This window comes from Clostridioides sp. ES-S-0010-02, from assembly GCA_020641055.1.
In the GTDB taxonomy this organism is placed as follows: Bacteria; Bacillota; Clostridia; order Peptostreptococcales; family Peptostreptococcaceae; genus Clostridioides.
The window spans coordinates 1,150,225-1,168,201 of the sequence record CP067345.1; the positions used below are offsets into that span (position 1 = coordinate 1,150,225).

The window sequence follows — 17,977 nt, forward strand, 5'->3', positions numbered from 1 at the left end:
TAATTAATGTATAAATATAAATTTACTGTATTTACTCCAACATATAATAGAGCACATTTACTTGAAAATTTGTATAATGATTTAAAAGCTCAAACATATGATTTCAACGACTTTGAATGGTTGATTGTTGATGATGGAAGTAGTGACGGTACTAAAGAATTAGTTGAAAAATTTATATCAGAAGATAAATTAAATATAAGATATATATACAAAGAAAATGGAGGAAAGCATACTGCAATAAATCTAGGTGTAAAAAATGCAGATGGAGAACTATTTTTCATTGTAGATAGTGATGATGGTTTAATTAAAGATTCTCTTGAAATTGCTAATGATGAATGGAATTCTGTAGAAAATAAAGAAGGATTTAGTGGGGTTGTTGGACTTTGTGTATACCCAAGTGGAGATTTAATAGGCACAGAAATGCCTGAGGATAAAAAAATATGTCACTTTGCAGACCTATATTTTAAATATGGTGTTAAGGGAGATAAAAGCATAGTATTTGTAACTGATGAGCTTATAAAATTTCCTTTTCCAGAAAGAAAAGAAGTGAGATTTTTACCAGAAAGTGTAGTATGGAATGAAATGTCTAAATACTATAATGTTAAATGTGTAAACAAACCTATGATAATAAGAGATTATTTGGATGATGGTTTGACTAAGAATATATTAAATAAAAATGCATTAAAAGGTAGAGCATTAGAGTTTTTATATTTAATAAATCAAAATACATATCCTTTAGGTAGATATCCATATATGTGGATAAAGAATTACATAAATTTAGCTAGATACTCATTGTTATCTGACAGTCATTATTTTGGCGAAATCAAAAAAATATCTGATAAATTATTGTATTTAGTGTTATTCCCATTAGGATATTACAAATATATTGGACAAAAAAAGTTAGTATCTAAGTAAACTTGTTGGTATAGTACTGCTAGTTGCTATATAAGGAGAGTAAAAATATGAATGAGCCTTTAGTATCGATAATTACTCCTGTATATAATTCAGAAGAGTTTTTATCAGAGACAATAAAGTCAATCCAAAATCAAACTTATAAAAATTGGCAGCTTTTATTAGTGGATGATTGTTCTAAGGACAATTCAAGTGAAATTATAAAAAGTTTTCAAAAAGAAGATGCTAGAATAAAATATATAAAGCTTGAAAAAAATTCTGGAGCTGCAGTATCTAGGAATGTTGGTATTGAAAATGCGGAAGGTAGATTTATTGCATTTGTAGATAGTGATGATTTATGGGAGAGTAAAAAGTTAGAAATTCAGATAGGATATATGTTAAAAGAAAATATCGGGTTTTCTTTTACATCTTATAGATATATGAGACAAGATGGAACAAAAACGAGTAAAGTTGCAAGAGCACCTAAAAAGATTGACTATGAAGGATTACTTAGAAATACTATAATAGGGTGTTCTACTGTAGTCATCGATAAGGATGTCATAGGTGAATTTAGTATGCCTTTAGTAAGAAGAGGACAAGATACTGCAACTTGGTTACAATTACTTAAAAAGGAAAAATATGCATATGGAATTCAAGAAGATTTAGTGAATTATAGGCTAGTTGGGAATTCTATATCAAGCAATAAGATAAAAGCATTAAAACGAACTTGGAATACTTATAGAAATGTTGAAAATTTAAGTTTACCAAAAAGTCTATATGTATTTTGTTTCTATGTTTTTAATGCCATTAAAAAAAGAGTATAAGTTTTATATACTTGGAGGTAAAAAAATGAAAATAGCTATAGCTGGGACTGGATATGTAGGGCTAGTAACAGGTGTTTGTCTAGCAGAGGTAGGCAATGAAAATGTAATTTGTGTTGATATAGATGAACACAAAGTTAAATCGATGCAACTTGGGATAGCACCTATATATGAAGAAGGCCTAGAAGAACTTATGGTTAGAAATTATAAAAAAGGAAGAATAAATTATACTACAGATTATAAAAAAGCTTATGAAGATGTAGATATAATACTAATAGCTGTGGGAACTCCTGAAAGAAGTGATGGTTCAGCTAATTTAGATTATATAAAGGCAGTTGCAAAGCAAATAGCTGAAACTGTAACAAAAGATACTTTAGTAGTAATAAAATCTACAGTACCAATTGGAACAAATGAAGAAATAGAAGATTATATAAATAGAAACTTAAAAAATGATGTGAAAGTTGAACTTGCATCTAATCCAGAGTTTTTATCACAAGGTAGCGCAGTAAGAGATACTTTACATGCTTCAAGAATCGTTATAGGAGTGGAAAGTGAGTGGGCAAGAGAAATACTGGAAGAAATCTATAAACCTTTTAATCAACCTATAATAGTAACTAATAGAAATAGTGCTGAAATGATAAAATATGCATCAAATAATTTTTTAGCACTTAAGATATCTTTTATGAATGATATTGCAAATCTTTGTGAGATAGCAGGAGCTAATGTGGAAGATGTTGCCTTAGGAATGAGTTATGATGATAGAATAGGAAGTAAATTCTTAAAAGCAGGTATAGGTTATGGAGGTTCTTGTTTCCCTAAAGATACAAAAGCTCTTCACTGGTTGTCTGAACATAATGGATATGAGTTAAAAACAGTAAAAGCTGCTATAGAAGTGAATGAAAGCCAAAAACTTAAATTAGTTAGAAAGGCATCTAAACTAGTAGAGAGCTTTCAAGATATGAAAGTTGCTGTTTTAGGACTAACATTTAAGCCAGATACTGATGATATAAGAGAAGCTCCATCTATCCCAAATATAAAATATTTGCTTGAAAGAGGAGCAAAAGTTACTGCATTTGACCCAATAGGAGTTGAAAATACTAAGAAAATATTTGGAGATTCTATACTTTATGCTAAATCTATAGATGATACAATAGAAGATGCAGAGATATGTTTTATAATGACAGAGTGGAAAGATGTCTTAAATTATGATATACATAAGTATAAGGAAAAGATGAAAAATCCTTTAGTTCTAGATGGAAGAAATTGCTATAAGCTTGAAGATATGAAAGAACTAGGTATTGAGTATTATTCGATAGGAAGGTAAATATTATGAAGACTGTTTGTTATTTGGCTGATGGGTCAAATCCTCATACTTTGAAATGGTGTAGTTTTTTTAAAAATAAAGGATATGACATTCATGTAATCTCTTTAAATGGAGGTCACATGGAAGGAATTAAAATATATGATTTTGGTTCTAACGTAGAAGAACTGAAAAATGAAAATATTTCTAAAAAAACAGGATACTTAGGTTCAATAAAACAAATAAAGAAACTAGTAAATGAAATAAAGCCAGATATACTTCATGCACAATATGCAAGTAGCTATGGATTTATAGGGAGTTTACTTGGGTATCATCCATATATTATTTCTGTTTGGGGTACTGATATTTACGATTTCCCAAACAATGGTTTTATACAAAAACAAATTATAAAACATAACTTTAGAAAAGCAGATTATATATTTTCAAATAGTAGAGACATGGCTAAAGAAGCTAATAAATATACAACTAAGCATGTAGATGTAACCTTTTTCGGAGTAGATATGGATAGATTTAAACCTATGGAAGTAGAAAAAGAAGATGCTTTTGTAATAGGAATTATAAAGAGTTTGGAAAAAAAATATGGAATTGAATATTTAGTACAAGCATTTAAGATGTTGAAAGATGAATATAAAGAAAAGAAAATAATTTTAAAAATAGGTGGTTCTGGAAGTCAAATGGATAACTTAGTGAATTTGACTAAGGAATTAGGACTAGAAGAAGATGTTCAATTTTTAGGTAGAATATCTCCAGAGGATGTAAGTAAGACTTTTAATTCTTTTGATGTAACTGTATTTCCTTCTTTGAGAGAGGGTTTTGGTGTAGCTGCAATAGAATCAGAGTCTTGTGAAGTTCCTGTCATTGTTACAAATGTAGGTGGACATCCAGAATCTGTATTGAAAAATGAAACTGGGCTAATTGTAGAGCCAAAGCAACCAGAAGAAATAAAAAATGCTATAATAAAGCTAATGGAAAATGATGAACTTAGACTTAATATGGGTAAAAAAGGGCGTCAGTTTGTTAGAGAAAATTATGAAGTTAATTTAAACTTTAATGATATAGCAAAAATATACGACTCTATATTAGATAAATATAAAAAATAAGAATTGAAAAATACAGCAAAAGATAGATGTTGTTGGCTATGCTTAGGTGCGTAGCTTTTGCTGTTTAATGGAGGGCTTCTAGTTATGCGAGAAAGTATAGATTTAGAGAAAGAAAGCTTTTTTAATAAGCTTTTTAAAAAATATAAATTTAGACAACTAACATTATTAATTCTAGATATTTGTAGCGTGCTAGTAGCATTTCGAATGTCTTTGAGTTTGACAGGAAATTTAGATGTATTCAATGTTAATAATGTAATAATTTCAGTTTGTATATATATTGTACTCCATATAGTATCATTTAGATTGTTTAAATGTTACAACACATTGTGGAGATATGCAGGAGAAGAAGAAATTATTTCGATTTTTATTGCAACTTTAGCTTATCTAATTCCAGCTTATGTGATAAATAGAATATTGGGACTCGATTATCCTATAATGCTTTATGTATTAAATACGATATTCATTATAATGTTTACAAGTGGAGTGAGAATAGGGTACAGAGCTATAAGAATAGTCATGAATAAAACCTATTCTAGAGGGAAGGTTTCTAACATTCTTATAATTGGAGCAGGAGATGCTGGAGAGATGGTTATACAAGAATTAAAGCGAAATCCAGAACTTAAAAAAGTCGCAGTAGCTATAATCGATGATGATAAAAATAAAATCGGAAGAATAATTCATAATGTAAAGATTGTAGGAACAACTTCAAAGATAAATGATATAGTTGAAGAATATAAAGTAGATGAAATAATTTTTTCTATTGCCAACATAGAAAAACGCAGAAAAAAAGAAATTATTGATATGTGTAAAAATACTAATTGTAAAATAAAGACAATACCAGGGATTTATGAAATTATAGATGGAAAAGTTGACATAAAACAGATTAGAGAGGTAGAAATAGAAGACTTATTGGGTAGAGAGCCTATAAGAACAAATTTAAAAGAGATAAGTAACTACATTGAAGGAAAAGTAATCCTTGTAACTGGAGGAGGAGGCTCAATTGGTTCAGAGCTTTGCAGACAGATTGCAGGATTTAATCCTAAAGAGCTTATTATAGTTGATAATTATGAGAATAATGCTTATGCAATACAACAAGAATTGCTTAGAAAATATAAAAACAAGCTGGATTTAAAAGCAATAATAGCTTCAATAAGAGAAGAAAAAAGAATGGATGAAATATTTAATAAATATAAGCCAGAAGTAGTGTTCCATGCAGCAGCTCATAAACATGTTCCTCTTATGGAGTCAAGCCCTGGTGAAGCTATAAAGAATAATATATTTGGAACTTTAAATATAGCAGGTTTATCTTCAAAATATAAAGCTAAGAAGTTTGTCCTTATATCTACAGATAAAGCTGTAAATCCTACAAATATAATGGGAGCTACTAAAAGAGCTGCTGAGATGATTATACAGACAATGAATGATGAAAGTCAGACTGAGTTTGTTGCAGTTAGATTTGGAAATGTACTTGGAAGTAATGGAAGTGTAATTCCCCTTTTTAAGAAGCAAATTGAAGATGGAGGACCAGTAACTGTTACACATCCAGATATCATTAGATATTTTATGACGATACCAGAGGCTGTAGGACTTGTTATACAGGCTGGAGCTATGGCTAAAGGTGGAGAAGTATTTGTGCTTGATATGGGAGAGCCTGTAAAAATATTGGATTTAGCAAAAAATTTAATAAAATTTAGTGGGTTTGAACCAGATGTTGATATAAAAATTGAATTTTCTGGTCTTAGACCAGGAGAAAAATTGTATGAAGAACTTCTTATGTCAGAAGAAGGTCTGTTAGATACAGAGCATAAAAAGATTTTTATTGGTAGGCCAATAGATGTTGATAGAGAAGAAATAACAAAATACTTAAAACTTTTAAAAGAAATTACAAACAATGAAGAAACTGAAAAAATAGATAGTGTAATGAGAAAATTAGTACCAACTTACATTAAACCAGAAGATGCTAATATCAAGGAAATTGCAATAACTCGAGATAAGTAGAATATATTTCTAATTTGTAACCAGGGGGAGCAAAAAGAAACAAATAGAGACTAAAAAGAAACAAAAGATTACAAAAAGATTACAAAAAGATTACAAAAAAGGTTGCAATTTATTTTGATGTAAGTTAGAATGTTAATTAGGAATTGGAAACGAAGGAACAAAATGTTAAATTTTCGAAAGGATTAGGTATTTGAGATTATGATGAATATTAAAAATAAAAAACATATATTGAAAAAATTTATAGCGATGGTGTTAATAGCAGGAGTTGTTACAGTGGAGGCGGGAGCAATAACAGCTAGTGCAGCAGAGTTATCTAATTCACCTATGACTGCGACAGTAGATCAATGTGACTTCTTAAACATGAGAAGTGGAGCTAGTGCAAATGATGCAATAGTAGGAAAGATAAACACAGGTGACAAAGTTGAAGTTTTAGAATTACATTCAAATGGATGGATAAAAATAAAAACAGTTGACAATGTTACAGGATGGGTAAATGGAGATTATTTAACTATTGAAGGTGGAAATGTAGACGCAAAGGTACAAAATGTTTTAAACTTAGCATTTAAGCAACAAGGTAAACCATATAGATGGGGAGCAACTGGACCAAACTCTTTTGATTGTTCTGGGTTCACTTCTTATGTTTACAAAAATGGAGCAGGAGTTAATTTGCCAAGAGTATCAAGATCACAAGCAACAGTAGGAAAGAAAGTATCTAGAGCAGAATTAAAAGCAGGAGATTTAGTTTTCTTTGGTTCAGGTGGTTCAATAAATCATGTTGGGTTGTATATAGGAGATTCTAAATTTATACATTCACCACAAACAGGAGATGTAGTAAAAGTTACTAGTATGGCTCCAGGAACTAATTATGCTAGAAGACTTATAACTGCTACACGTGTTTTACAATAATAATAGATTTAATTTACATAGGATTGAATATTAACATTAAATACAGTTATGTTTAATGTTTTACATAGAGAGTGAAGTATTAATTAATATTAAAATAGTGATGAACGTTATAAAAACAGCAAAGAAGATAAATTTCTTTGCTGTTTTTTTATAATAAATTATTTCATATTATAATCAAATATTAAATATAAATATTAACTATATTATTCAATATTTGACAGATAATATGAATTTTAGATATACTTAGTAAGGAGTATATTGTAGAAAAAATAAATTTAAGAAATTAAGGGGGATGAAATGAAAAAGATAAGTATATTACTATTATCGTTGGTAATGACACTTACAATGTGTAGTGTAAGTTCATTTGCTGATTCGTCAAATGATAAGGAAATGAGAGCAGCTTGGATATCTACAGTTTATAACTTAGATTGGCCTAAGACTAAAAATAATGAAGCCAAGCAAAAAAAGGAATACACAGACCTATTAGACAAATTAAAAAGTTCAGGGATAAACACAGCAGTGGTTCAAGTAAGACCAAAATCAGATGCTTTATATAAATCAAATATAAATCCATGGTCTGAATATCTTACAGGTACTCAAGGTAAAGACCCTGGATATGACCCATTACCATTTTTAATAGAAGAAGCACACAAAAGAGGAATGGAATTTCACGCATGGTTTAATCCATACAGAATAACTATGGCAGATGAGAGCATAGATAAGTTGCCAGCAAACCATCCAGCAAAGAAAAACCCAAGCTGGGTAGTTAAACATGGAAATAAGTATTACTATGACCCAGGTCTACCAGAAGTTAGAAAGTACATAGTTGATAGTATAGCAGAGGTAGTTCAAAATTATGATATAGATGGTGTTCATTTCGATGATTATTTCTATCCAGGAGTAAGCTTCAATGATACTGCTACATATCAAAAATATGGACAAGGACAAAACAAAGACAATTGGAGAAGAGAAAATGTAAATACTCTACTTAGAGATGTAAAGGCATCTATAAAGAGTATAAAGCCTGAAGTTGTGTTTGGTGTGAGTCCAGCTGGAATATGGAGAAATAAGAGTAGTGACCCAACAGGTTCAGATACATCAGGTAATGAAAGTTATGTAGGTACATATGCAGATACAAGAGCATGGATAAAACAAGGATTAGTTGATTACGTAGTTCCACAACTTTACTGGCCAATTGGTCTTAAAGCTGCAGATTACTCTAAATTAGTAGCATGGTGGGCAAATGAAGTAAAAGGAACAAATGTAGATTTATACATAGGACAAGGTATATATAAGCAAGGGCAATCAAGTTATAATGGGCAAAACATAGCAAAAGAAATAGTTAAGCAAGTAACATTAAATAGAAAATATAGTGAAATAAAGGGTAGTATGTATTTTTCAGCTAAAGATATAGCAAATAGTACATCTATACAAAATGATTTAAAGAGCTTGTACTCTGACAGCAATGAACAGCCAGTGACTCCACCATCTAATGTCAAGGTGGAAAAATTAAGAGGTGCTGAAAGATATGATACAGCAGTTGCAATAAGTAAAAAAGGATGGGCTACAAATTCAGATACAGTAGTATTAGTAAATGGATATTCTATAGTAGATGGTATAACATCAACTCCACTTGCTACTGCAAATGATGCACCTATATTATTAGTAAATAAGGGTGACATACCAACATCTACCAAAAATGAAATAAAAAGACTTAATCCAAGTAAAGTTATCTTAATAGGAGGAAATAGTTCTATTGGAGATAAAATTGAAAGTGAGATAAAAGATACATTATCAAATGTATCAATAAACAGAGTAGGTGGCTCAGATAGATATAGCACATCTCTTTTAATAGCAAAAGAATTAGCTAAGACTAATCCAGTAGACAAACTATATATAACAAGTGGTACAGGTGAAGCAGATTCTCTTTCTATAGCTTCAAAAGCAGGAGAAGAAAAACAGCCAATCGTATTAGTATCAAAAGATAATGTAAGTGATGAAATCTATAACTGGGTATCAGACTTAAATGTAAAAGATGCATACTTTATAGGTGGTAATTTAAGTATATCTGATTCAGTAATAAGTAAATTAGATAAAGTTATTACTAATGATGTATCTAAAAATAGAATAGCTGGAGAAAATAGAGAAGAAACAAATGGAAAAGTAATACAGAAATTCTATCCAAATGTTGAATATTCATCAATATTTGTAAGTAAGAGTAATCAGTTAGTAGATGCATTAACATCAGGACCTTTAGCAGCAAAATTAAAATCACCAGTAGTTATGCTTGGAAATAGTGTAACATCTGCTCAGAAAACTGCTCTAGAGCCTAAAAAGACAAGTCTAGTATATGAAGCTGGAGATGGCATAAATCAAACTGCATTAAACAGTTTATTAAACTTAGTTCAGTAGTAAGAATTTAATAAAGATGCTATATTATAAATTCTATAAAGGCAAATTAAAATAAAAGTATCAAATTGGAAAATGTTAAATTAAAAAGTATTAAATAAAAGTAGAAATTAAAAAAAGAACTATATACATTTTATAATCAAGCATGGATAACAACTTGAAAATAATTATGTAATATAGTTCTTTTTCTATATTTAATCTTATATTTTATAATAATATTTGTATTAAATGTTTTTTAGTGTTATTATTGTTTAAATTCTATATCATTAAATATAAAATTATGTAATATATCTAAAGTATCTGGGTCAAATCTAAGAACCCAACCAGCCTTTCCATATATACCACCTGTACTATGAATTTCATCATCAATAGGGAATTCAAATTGTTTAACATTTAAGTCGCCCATTTTTAAAACTTGAGCTCCTAGAGAAAGTATTGCATTAGGCTTCATATTAGTTTTAACATATGGAAGAACAGCATCTAATAAACCTGGATATTTAGTAACAGGTAAGGTTTCTGTTTTCTTGATTATAGCTTGTATAATCTCTCTTTGTCTTCCATCTCTTGCAAAAGCTGTATCATTATGTCTGATACGTGCAAAAGATAATGCTTGATATCCATTTAAAGTTTGTACTCCAGATTTTCTAATATATTGTATGCTACCTTTATCATCACTTTTATTCCAACCATAAGTTTCAGGAATAAATTTATTTAATTCACTTATTTCTCCTTTTTCAATTGTAACTTCAACGCCACCAATAGCATCAATTATATACATAAATGATTCGAAATTAACACAAGCATAATTTTGAATATCAACATTAAAGTTCTCTTCAATTGTTTGTATTAATAAATCAGCTTGTCCATAAGCATAGGCATGAGTAAGTTTTTGTTTACCATGACCAGGGATGTCTACATAGCTATCACGAGCTAATGATGTAAGTTTGATATCATTATGTTTGTTATCAATAGTTAATATCATCATAGCATCTGACCTTGAAGAATCTTCATTTGGTCTAGCATCTGTTCCCATAAGTAGTATGTTAGTTATCCCATTTTCATTTTTATGGTCATTATTATCTAATAAATCACTATTTATGCTTGAGTCATGAATAGTAGATAATTTATAATAAAAATATCCATAGACGCTTATAGGGAATATTACTACCAAGAAAGCCAGTAGTATAACAAATTTCTTTAATTTTGACAAAAGTACCCCTTCTTTCTTCTTTTTCCTGTATATTTTTTAATAGCATACACTTAATTATATTAAAGTATTGAGATATATTCAATACTTGTTTCAGTTACAAAAAAAAGACAATGGCATAATTTATAAGAAAATTTGTCAATTTATATATAATTAAAAGTATGTGTAGTATACTCTTTAAAAAATTAATTAAATTTTTAAAGAAAAATAAGATTTATATGTTTTTTTACAATAAAAATAAGTACACACCTATCAATTACAAAATAATTTGCTTCTTGAAAGGCATGCACTTACTGTCAAATTCTGTATATAACTTTTTATTAATATAAATAAATATTTTACTCTTCAACCATAATATCTTCAAATATGAAGTCGTGCATTGCATCTAATTCATATTCTTCAAAAGGAATTACATAGCCTGCACTACCAATTTTTCTACCATTTTCAGTAGAAAGAGGGAATTCCATTGATTTTAAGTCTAAGTTTCCAATACTTAAAAGTTTTGTTCCTAGAGAAATTATTTCATTAGGACTCATATTAGTTTTAACATATGGAAGTATAGTATTAACTAGATTAGGATATTTGGTAACTGGTAAATCCTTAACACCATTTATTAAACTTTGTATAACACTTCTTTGTCTTCTATCTCTCTCATCTGTACTATCATTTTTTCTTATACGAGAAAATGCAAGTGTTTGATATCCATTTAGTTTTTGCTCACCTGAACTTCTTATATACTCAAGAGAGCCTTTGTCAGAATTTTTATGCCATTTATAAGTTTCAGGTATAAATTTGTTTAATTCTCTTATTTCACTCTTATCAACTGTAACAGTAACCCCTCCTAGAGCATCAACTATATCCATAAAAGAGAAAAAGTCAACTACAGCATAATTCTGTATATCGAGTTGGAAATTTTCTTCTATAGTTTCTATTAATAAATTAGCTTGACCATATACATAAGCATGTGTTAATTTTTGCTCTCCATGTCCTGGTATATTAACGTACGTATCTCTATTTAATGATGTTAATTTAAGACTTTTATTTTTATTATCAATAGTTAATATCATCATGGCATCAGAACGAGAAACTTCTTCTCCTGGTCTTGCATCTGTACCTAATAATAATATATTTGTAATATCTTCTTCATTTTTATAGTCATTACTGCTAAGAGCCTCTGTATTTATACTATCATCTTGGATAGTTTTTAATTTAGTAAAAACATATCCGTATACACTGACAGGAAATGCTATGACTAAAAGGGCTAGAAATATAACAAATTTTTTGAGTCCTGACAATAATATCCCCTACTTTCTAAATTTTTTAATTACACATAGTTAATTATATTAAAAAATTGTTACATAAGCAATAAAAAACACAATAAATTAGCATAAGTTTGTCATAATATAATTATTTTTATAATATTTTATAGAAGGAAGTGTGTAGTTATTATTAATTTTCTTGGAATATAATTATATGAAGATTTAAATTTTTATAAATTACTGTATATATTGGAAAAAATATTTTCCTGATTGTAGTTATATCATCTTACAAAAGGTGTAAATTGTAATTTAGAATTTTTGGTGTATAATAGGAATTGAAAATTTAAACTGATAAAAATTAATAAAAAATAATCATAAATTATATAATTTGGGGGAGGAAATGTATGATAAAATTAATAGCAACAGACTTAGATGGAACTTTGTTAGATGAAAAGAGCGAAATAAATCCAGAATTTTATAAAGTATTTAAAAAATTAAGAGAGAGGGGAATAATGTTTTCTGCTGCAAGTGGCAGGCAGTATCAAAATCTTATAAAAAAATTTGAAGATATAAAAGATGATATGATGTTTATCTCAGAGAATGGAACATTAGTAGTATATAAAGGAGAAGAAATATTATCAAATCCTTTGGATAAAGAGTTAGTAAATGAAATCATAGAGACAACAAGAAGTATAAAAGGGAAAAAAATTGTAATGAGTGGTAAAAAATACGCCTATATAGAGAGCAAAGATGAAGCTTTTATAGAAGAAGTTAATACTTACTATGCAAAGTTTAAAATTGTAGATGACTTGACTGAAGTAGAAGGTGATATATTAAAGATAGCTATACATGATTTCAAAGGTGCAGAACATAACAATAGTATCTACTTTGATAAGTTTTCTGATAGAGCTCAAGTATGTATTTCTGGGGTAGAGTGGCTTGACTTAACTGCAAAAGGTGCGAATAAAGGAAGTGCCATAAAAAAAGTACAAAGAATGTTAGATATAAAATATGAAGAAACTATGGTATTTGGTGACCAATTGAATGATGTGGAAATGATGAAGAGTGCTTATCATAGCTATGCCATGGAGAATGCAAATGAGTATTTGAAAGAAATTGCTAGATTTAGAGCAAAAAGAAATACTGAAAATGGTGTTGTAGATAAGATAAAAGAAGTCATAAAAATTGGATAGCCATCTATGATGGGGTTCTAAATGAAAAAGATTATTTTGGCTGGTATAAATGATAAATTAAAGGAAGCATATAAATTACAGCTTGAAGAAGTATTGGGAGAAATTGCAGAAATAGAAACTAACTAACTATATGATATGTCTGGTGGATATACATTAGCATGGATGACATACTTAGTATTGACTGTAATTATGGTCGATTTGATATTAATAAGTTTAGTTTTAGGAAAAAAGAAAAATATAAATATCAAAGAGAGTTAAATGATACTAATTGAATAAATAAAAAATATCAATGTAATTTTTGATAAAATAAATTTATTTATATAAAAATTACATTGATATTTAATAAACATCAATAAAGATATTTATTTTTTTATGATACTCAGTATTTTGTCCTCTATTTGAGATACATTTTCTGCGGAAATCAAATAAACATATTTACCTGCTTTTTCAACAATAGTACTGTTTGCTATTTCAGAATTGTTTTTTTCTCCATGTCCTTCTCCAAAAGGTGCTTGAATCATGTCTCTTTTATAATTTTCTAGAGTTTTATAGATTTTATTTACATCGTCAGTTTTTATGACAATGATATCTTCTAGATATAATTTTTCAGAAGAATTGATTACAAAACCTTGTGTAATGTCTTCTTCTACATCGTTAAAATAATTAAATTCTTTTGCATCAAAAAATTTTGATTCTTTTATAAGCAAATCAGAAGACTTTAATGCTTTTTCAATTTTTGATGTAGAAACGTTTTTATAATCGCTACTTGAAGAACAACTAACCATTCCAAAGGATAAGATTATTGAAAAAAACAACATTAAAATTTTTTTCATGAGAAACCTCCAAGTTTTTTTAACTCTATCTTAATTTAGTTTACTACATAATTATATAAAAATAAATGTATTTAATGTTACAGTTTTGATTAATAATGTAAGAATTTGATAATAATACCTATTAAGAGGTGATTAAAAATGAGAGTACCAAAACATGTAGGAATTATCCCAGATGGAAACAGAAGATGGGCAAGTCAAAATGGAATGACAAAGGATAGAGGATATGAAAGTGGAATAAATCCTGGACTAGAATCTTATAGATTATGTAGAGATTTAGGTTGTGAAGAAGTAACTTTTTATGGATTTACAACTGATAATACAAGACGTCCATCAGTCCAGACAAAAGCGTTTACAAAAGCATGTATTGATGCAGCAAATATATTGATAGAAGAAGGTGCAGCTTTACTAGTTGTTGGAAACACAAAATCTCCAATGTTCCCAGAAGAATTATTACCATATACAAATCGAATTCAAGCTAAAGATGGACAGATAAGAGCAAATTTACTGGTAAATTATGGATGGTATTGGGATTTAAATAATATATCAGGAGTAGAAAATGTAAATAAGAATAACATACAGGATTACATACAGTCATTTGATGTGTCAAGACTGGATTTGATAATTAGATGGGGAGGAAGACGCAGATTAAGCGGTTTCTTGCCTGTGCAATCAATTTATGCAGACTTTTATGTTATAGATAATTATTGGCCAGATTTCAAAGGTGATGATATAAAAGATGCCTTTAGTTGGTATGATACACAAGATGTCACTTTAGGCGGATAATTAAGAAATTTCAGTTTTTAGATTGTAGAGTATTTTAAATTATTGAAAAAAAAACTTCTTGGTGGTAAAATAACACTAATAATATGAAAAAATGTAAAAATCTATACCAAGAAGGGTGAAGAAATGTCGAAAAGCAATAATAACAATAATTCAAGAAACAAATCTAAAAATACCAGCTATCTAAATAGAAAAAAAAGAAAAATAAATAAAAAAAAGTTAGTAGTACTGATTTGCTTTACAGCGTTATTTTTATTTATTGCATTTAAGGCTACTCAAGGTGTAGTAGCTTTGGTCAAAGGGATGGATAAAAATAATAAAGCAAATCAACAACAAAAAGTTGACTCAGAACAATTTGACCTTGGTGATGAAAACGAAAATAAAAACAAAAAATATACTGTATTTATAGACCCAGGTCATGGAGGAAATGATAAAGGAACTCAAAGTAAAACTAGTAACAGATATGAAAAAGACCTTACTTTACAAATTTCAAAGAAATTAGCAAATAAATTAGCTAAGCAAAAGGACATTCAAGTAGTTGTATCTAGAACTGATGATACATATGTATCATTAATGGATAGAGTAAACTTAGCAAAAAATAGCTCTGCTGATGTACTTGTTTCTATACACTTAAATGCAGAAAAAAATGGAAATACAGCAACGGGTATAGAAACATGGTATAGAAATAAAGCTACAGATGGCTCAAAAGAATTTGCACAAACAGTTCAAAGTACAATAGCATCTTATGTTAAAGTAAGGGATAGGGGAATAATTGAAAATAATTTTGAAGTACTTAGAGAATCAAATATGCCAGCTATATTAATAGAGTGTGGTTTTTTAACAACGCCTTCAGAAGAGCAAAAAATAATAAATGCGAAATATCAAGAGCAACTTACAGAGGGAATTGTTCAAGGTATACTTTCATATTTGGATTCTAAGGGAAACAAATAATTTAATTATTATCTAAATGTAAAAGTTAAATTAAAAATGCAAAGGTGTGAATTATATTAAAAGTATGATTTCATACTGAAAAGATTATTTAGATTCAAGAACTATGAAACTACAGACTGTTTTATGTATGTCTGTCTTCATAGTTTTTTTTGTCAAAATTAGTTGGTATTTGAAAAAAATAGAGAAATAAAATCGTAGAAATAGAGTTATTTATATGTGATTTTAAGTTAGATTGATTTACTAGCAATTGTGCCTTATAATTAATATATAATATAAAAAAAGTTTGATTGTAAAATAATTTAAAAAATAATATAGGGGAATTTATATGAATAAAAAAAGTATAATGAAAATTTGTTGGTTAAATAAAATAGTTTTTATTATAATTGGTGTTTTGGGAATAGTTTTACTTACAAAGCATATTGGAATAGACATTAAGAGTCAAATTTTGCTTTTATTAATCTTATTTAGCATAAGTATGTTTATTTCATACCTTAAGGTTAAGGCATATGAAGACGAAATTAATTTAGATATCACAAGTAATTTGGATAAACTTATAAACATCACTAAGGATGATGACTTTTTACAACATATTCAAAGTTATATATTTGCTAATAAGAGAGAAAATTGTGTGTTAGCATGCTTTGATTTATGCAGACTTAAACTTATAAATGAGATATATGGTTATAAGCTAGGGGATGAAGCATTAGACAATATCTCAAACAACTTAAAAAATTATTTTGGAAATGAAGCTATTTATGGAAAGTTAAAAAGCGATGTCTTTTTATTAATAATAAAACTTGAAGATAGAGATGAAAAGATTCCTAATTTGGCAAACCTTATTAAAAATAAAATTGTGACCTTGAGTCAGATAGATAGTTTTAAAATGAATATAAACATTGAAGCTTCTATTGGTATTTATAAATTTAATAATGATGAAATTGACATAAAAAAAGCCATAGATAATGCTGATATGGCAAGAATTAAATCAAAAGGATTAAAGCATATAGAATATGTTGAATTTGATGATGCTATGGAAAAAGAAATAAAATCACTTATGAAAATAGAACAAGATTTATTTTTAGCTATTAAAAACAAAGAGTTCATAATTCACTACCAACCTAAATTTGATTCAAGTACAAATAAAATTATAGGTTCAGAAGCATTAATAAGATGGATTCATCCAACCTTAGGTATGGTTGCTCCAAATAATTTTATACCTATAGCTGAGAAAAGTGGTTTGATAAATAATATTGGTAGATGGGTGATTGAAGAAGTTTTTATTACTATTGATAAATGGATTTCAGAAGGGATAAATGTTTTACCAGTTTCAATAAATTTATCTAGAGTAGAACTTTATAAGAATGATTTAGTAGATTTTTTTAAGTCGATGTTTGATACATATAATGTTCCTAGAAAACTTGTAGAAATAGAAATAACAGAAACAACAGCTTTAAATGATGTAAAATTTATTAGTGAGAGACTTTATGAAATTAAATCTTTAGGTATGAATATATCATTGGATGACTTTGGCATAGGGAACTCAAATTTTATCAATCTTAAGGGGATACCAGTAGATGTTATAAAAATTGATAGGTCACTTATATTAGATATAGTAACCAACTCAAAAACAAAGGTTATGATAAAAGCCATTGTTAATCTTTCGCACGATTTAAATTTAGCTGTTATATGTGAAGGTGTAGAGGATATGGAACAAGTTAAAGTTTTAAATAATATGGGATGTAATTTTATACAAGGTTATGTATTTTCTAAGCCAATAGAAGAATGTAGTTACAAGGAACTTCTTACTGGAAGAAGTAATATAAGTTTAGAAGAGAGTCTTTTGAAAGAATATATGGCAGTTGAGGAGGTGGAATAATGATTTCAGAAGACGTAGATTATGCAATAAGAATTGTAAGAGCTATATTTAATAATGGAGAAAATAATCCAATAGATGTCAAAACAATATTAAAGAATGAAGATATACCAATATTAACACTATATAAACTACTTAGAAAACTTTGTGCAAATAATTTACTTACTTTTAATAAAGAAGATGGAAAGAAATACATGTTAAATGTATCATTGGATACAATAAGTTTGAGAACAATTGTAGAAATAATTGATGGGAAAATATATATAAATAAATGTACTAGATATGTATCTAATTGTAGTAATTGTTTAAAAGGTTGCAAGGTAAATCAGGAATTACTAGAGATAGAAAAAGAAATCTATAAACTTTTATCAAGAAAATCTATAAGACAGATATTAGAATAATAAATTTTTAGCTTAGCTAATAGTTGGAGGTTTT

14 protein-coding genes and 1 pseudogene are annotated in these 17,977 nt (G+C 28.2%); 12 read left to right on the plus strand and 3 right to left on the minus strand.

Going from position 1 to position 17,977, the window contains the following annotated elements; all coding sequences use genetic code 11:
- Positions 1-6: 6 nt before the first annotated feature.
- From JJC01_05495 to JJC01_05525, 7 genes are all read left to right on the plus strand, one after another.
- On the plus strand, positions 7-915 hold the full coding sequence (locus JJC01_05495; GenBank protein UDN59316.1) for a glycosyltransferase family 2 protein: 909 nt from the start codon (positions 7-9) through the stop codon (positions 913-915).
- A 47-nt stretch (positions 916-962) separates the two neighbouring features.
- Positions 963-1,715 carry a glycosyltransferase family 2 protein gene (locus JJC01_05500; GenBank protein ID UDN59317.1) on the plus strand — a complete coding sequence of 251 codons (753 nt, stop codon included), beginning with the start codon at positions 963-965 and terminating at the stop codon, positions 1,713-1,715.
- 25 nt (positions 1,716-1,740) lie between these two features.
- Positions 1,741-3,036, plus strand: a complete 1,296-nt coding sequence (locus tag JJC01_05505; GenBank protein UDN59318.1) for a UDP-glucose/GDP-mannose dehydrogenase family protein — start codon at positions 1,741-1,743, stop codon at positions 3,034-3,036.
- A 5-nt stretch (positions 3,037-3,041) separates the two neighbouring features.
- Positions 3,042-4,133, plus strand: a complete 1,092-nt coding sequence (locus JJC01_05510) for a glycosyltransferase family 4 protein (protein UDN59319.1) — start codon at positions 3,042-3,044, stop codon at positions 4,131-4,133.
- 84 nt (positions 4,134-4,217) lie between these two features.
- The gene (locus tag JJC01_05515; GenBank protein ID UDN59320.1) at positions 4,218-6,131 is read left to right on the plus strand and encodes a polysaccharide biosynthesis protein; all 1,914 of its coding nucleotides are present in this window, start codon (positions 4,218-4,220) and stop codon (positions 6,129-6,131) included.
- Between the two features lie 198 nt (positions 6,132-6,329).
- Positions 6,330-7,037, plus strand: a complete 708-nt coding sequence (locus JJC01_05520) for a C40 family peptidase (protein ID UDN59321.1) — start codon at positions 6,330-6,332, stop codon at positions 7,035-7,037.
- Between the two features lie 297 nt (positions 7,038-7,334).
- Positions 7,335-9,449 (plus strand): cell wall-binding glycosyl-hydrolase Cwp19, encoded by a 2,115-nt coding sequence (locus JJC01_05525; protein ID UDN59322.1) that lies wholly within the window; start codon positions 7,335-7,337, stop codon positions 9,447-9,449.
- 241 nt (positions 9,450-9,690) lie between these two features.
- On the opposite strand, the gene JJC01_05530 is transcribed toward JJC01_05525, so the two are convergent.
- Together JJC01_05530 and JJC01_05535 are read right to left on the minus strand one after the other, a co-directional pair.
- Positions 9,691-10,656 carry an LCP family protein gene (locus tag JJC01_05530; GenBank protein ID UDN59323.1) on the minus strand — a complete coding sequence of 322 codons (966 nt, stop codon included), beginning with the start codon at positions 10,654-10,656 and terminating at the stop codon, positions 9,691-9,693.
- A 335-nt stretch (positions 10,657-10,991) separates the two neighbouring features.
- Positions 10,992-11,948 (minus strand): LCP family protein, encoded by a 957-nt coding sequence (locus tag JJC01_05535; GenBank protein ID UDN59324.1) that lies wholly within the window; start codon positions 11,946-11,948, stop codon positions 10,992-10,994.
- 368 nt (positions 11,949-12,316) lie between these two features.
- Here JJC01_05535 and JJC01_05540 point away from each other — a divergent pair, with 368 nt between their 5' ends.
- Entirely contained in the window at positions 12,317-13,105 is a 789-nt protein-coding gene (locus JJC01_05540; protein UDN59325.1) for an HAD family phosphatase, read from the plus strand.
- A 362-nt stretch (positions 13,106-13,467) separates the two neighbouring features.
- Here JJC01_05540 and JJC01_05545 read toward each other — a convergent pair whose 3' ends face one another.
- Entirely contained in the window at positions 13,468-13,938 is a 471-nt protein-coding gene (locus JJC01_05545; GenBank protein ID UDN59326.1) for a DUF4358 domain-containing protein, read from the minus strand.
- Positions 13,939-14,076: 138 nt separating this feature from the next.
- Here JJC01_05545 and JJC01_05550 point away from each other — a divergent pair, with 138 nt between their 5' ends.
- The 4 genes and pseudogenes from JJC01_05550 (at position 14,077) to JJC01_05565 (ending at position 17,943) form a co-directional block, all read left to right on the plus strand.
- The gene (locus JJC01_05550; protein ID UDN59327.1) at positions 14,077-14,721 is read left to right on the plus strand and encodes an undecaprenyl diphosphate synthase family protein; all 645 of its coding nucleotides are present in this window, start codon (positions 14,077-14,079) and stop codon (positions 14,719-14,721) included.
- A gap of 42 nt (positions 14,722-14,763) precedes the next feature.
- Positions 14,764-15,669 (plus strand): annotated as a pseudogene (locus JJC01_05555) (N-acetylmuramoyl-L-alanine amidase).
- 325 nt (positions 15,670-15,994) lie between these two features.
- The gene (locus JJC01_05560) at positions 15,995-17,545 is read left to right on the plus strand and encodes an EAL domain-containing protein (GenBank protein UDN59328.1); all 1,551 of its coding nucleotides are present in this window, start codon (positions 15,995-15,997) and stop codon (positions 17,543-17,545) included.
- Positions 17,545-17,943, plus strand: coding sequence for an Rrf2 family transcriptional regulator (locus tag JJC01_05565; protein UDN59329.1), 399 nt, complete (start codon positions 17,545-17,547; stop codon positions 17,941-17,943). Before JJC01_05560 ends, JJC01_05565 begins: the two co-directional genes overlap by 1 nt.
- The last annotated feature ends 34 nt before the right edge of the window (positions 17,944-17,977 follow it).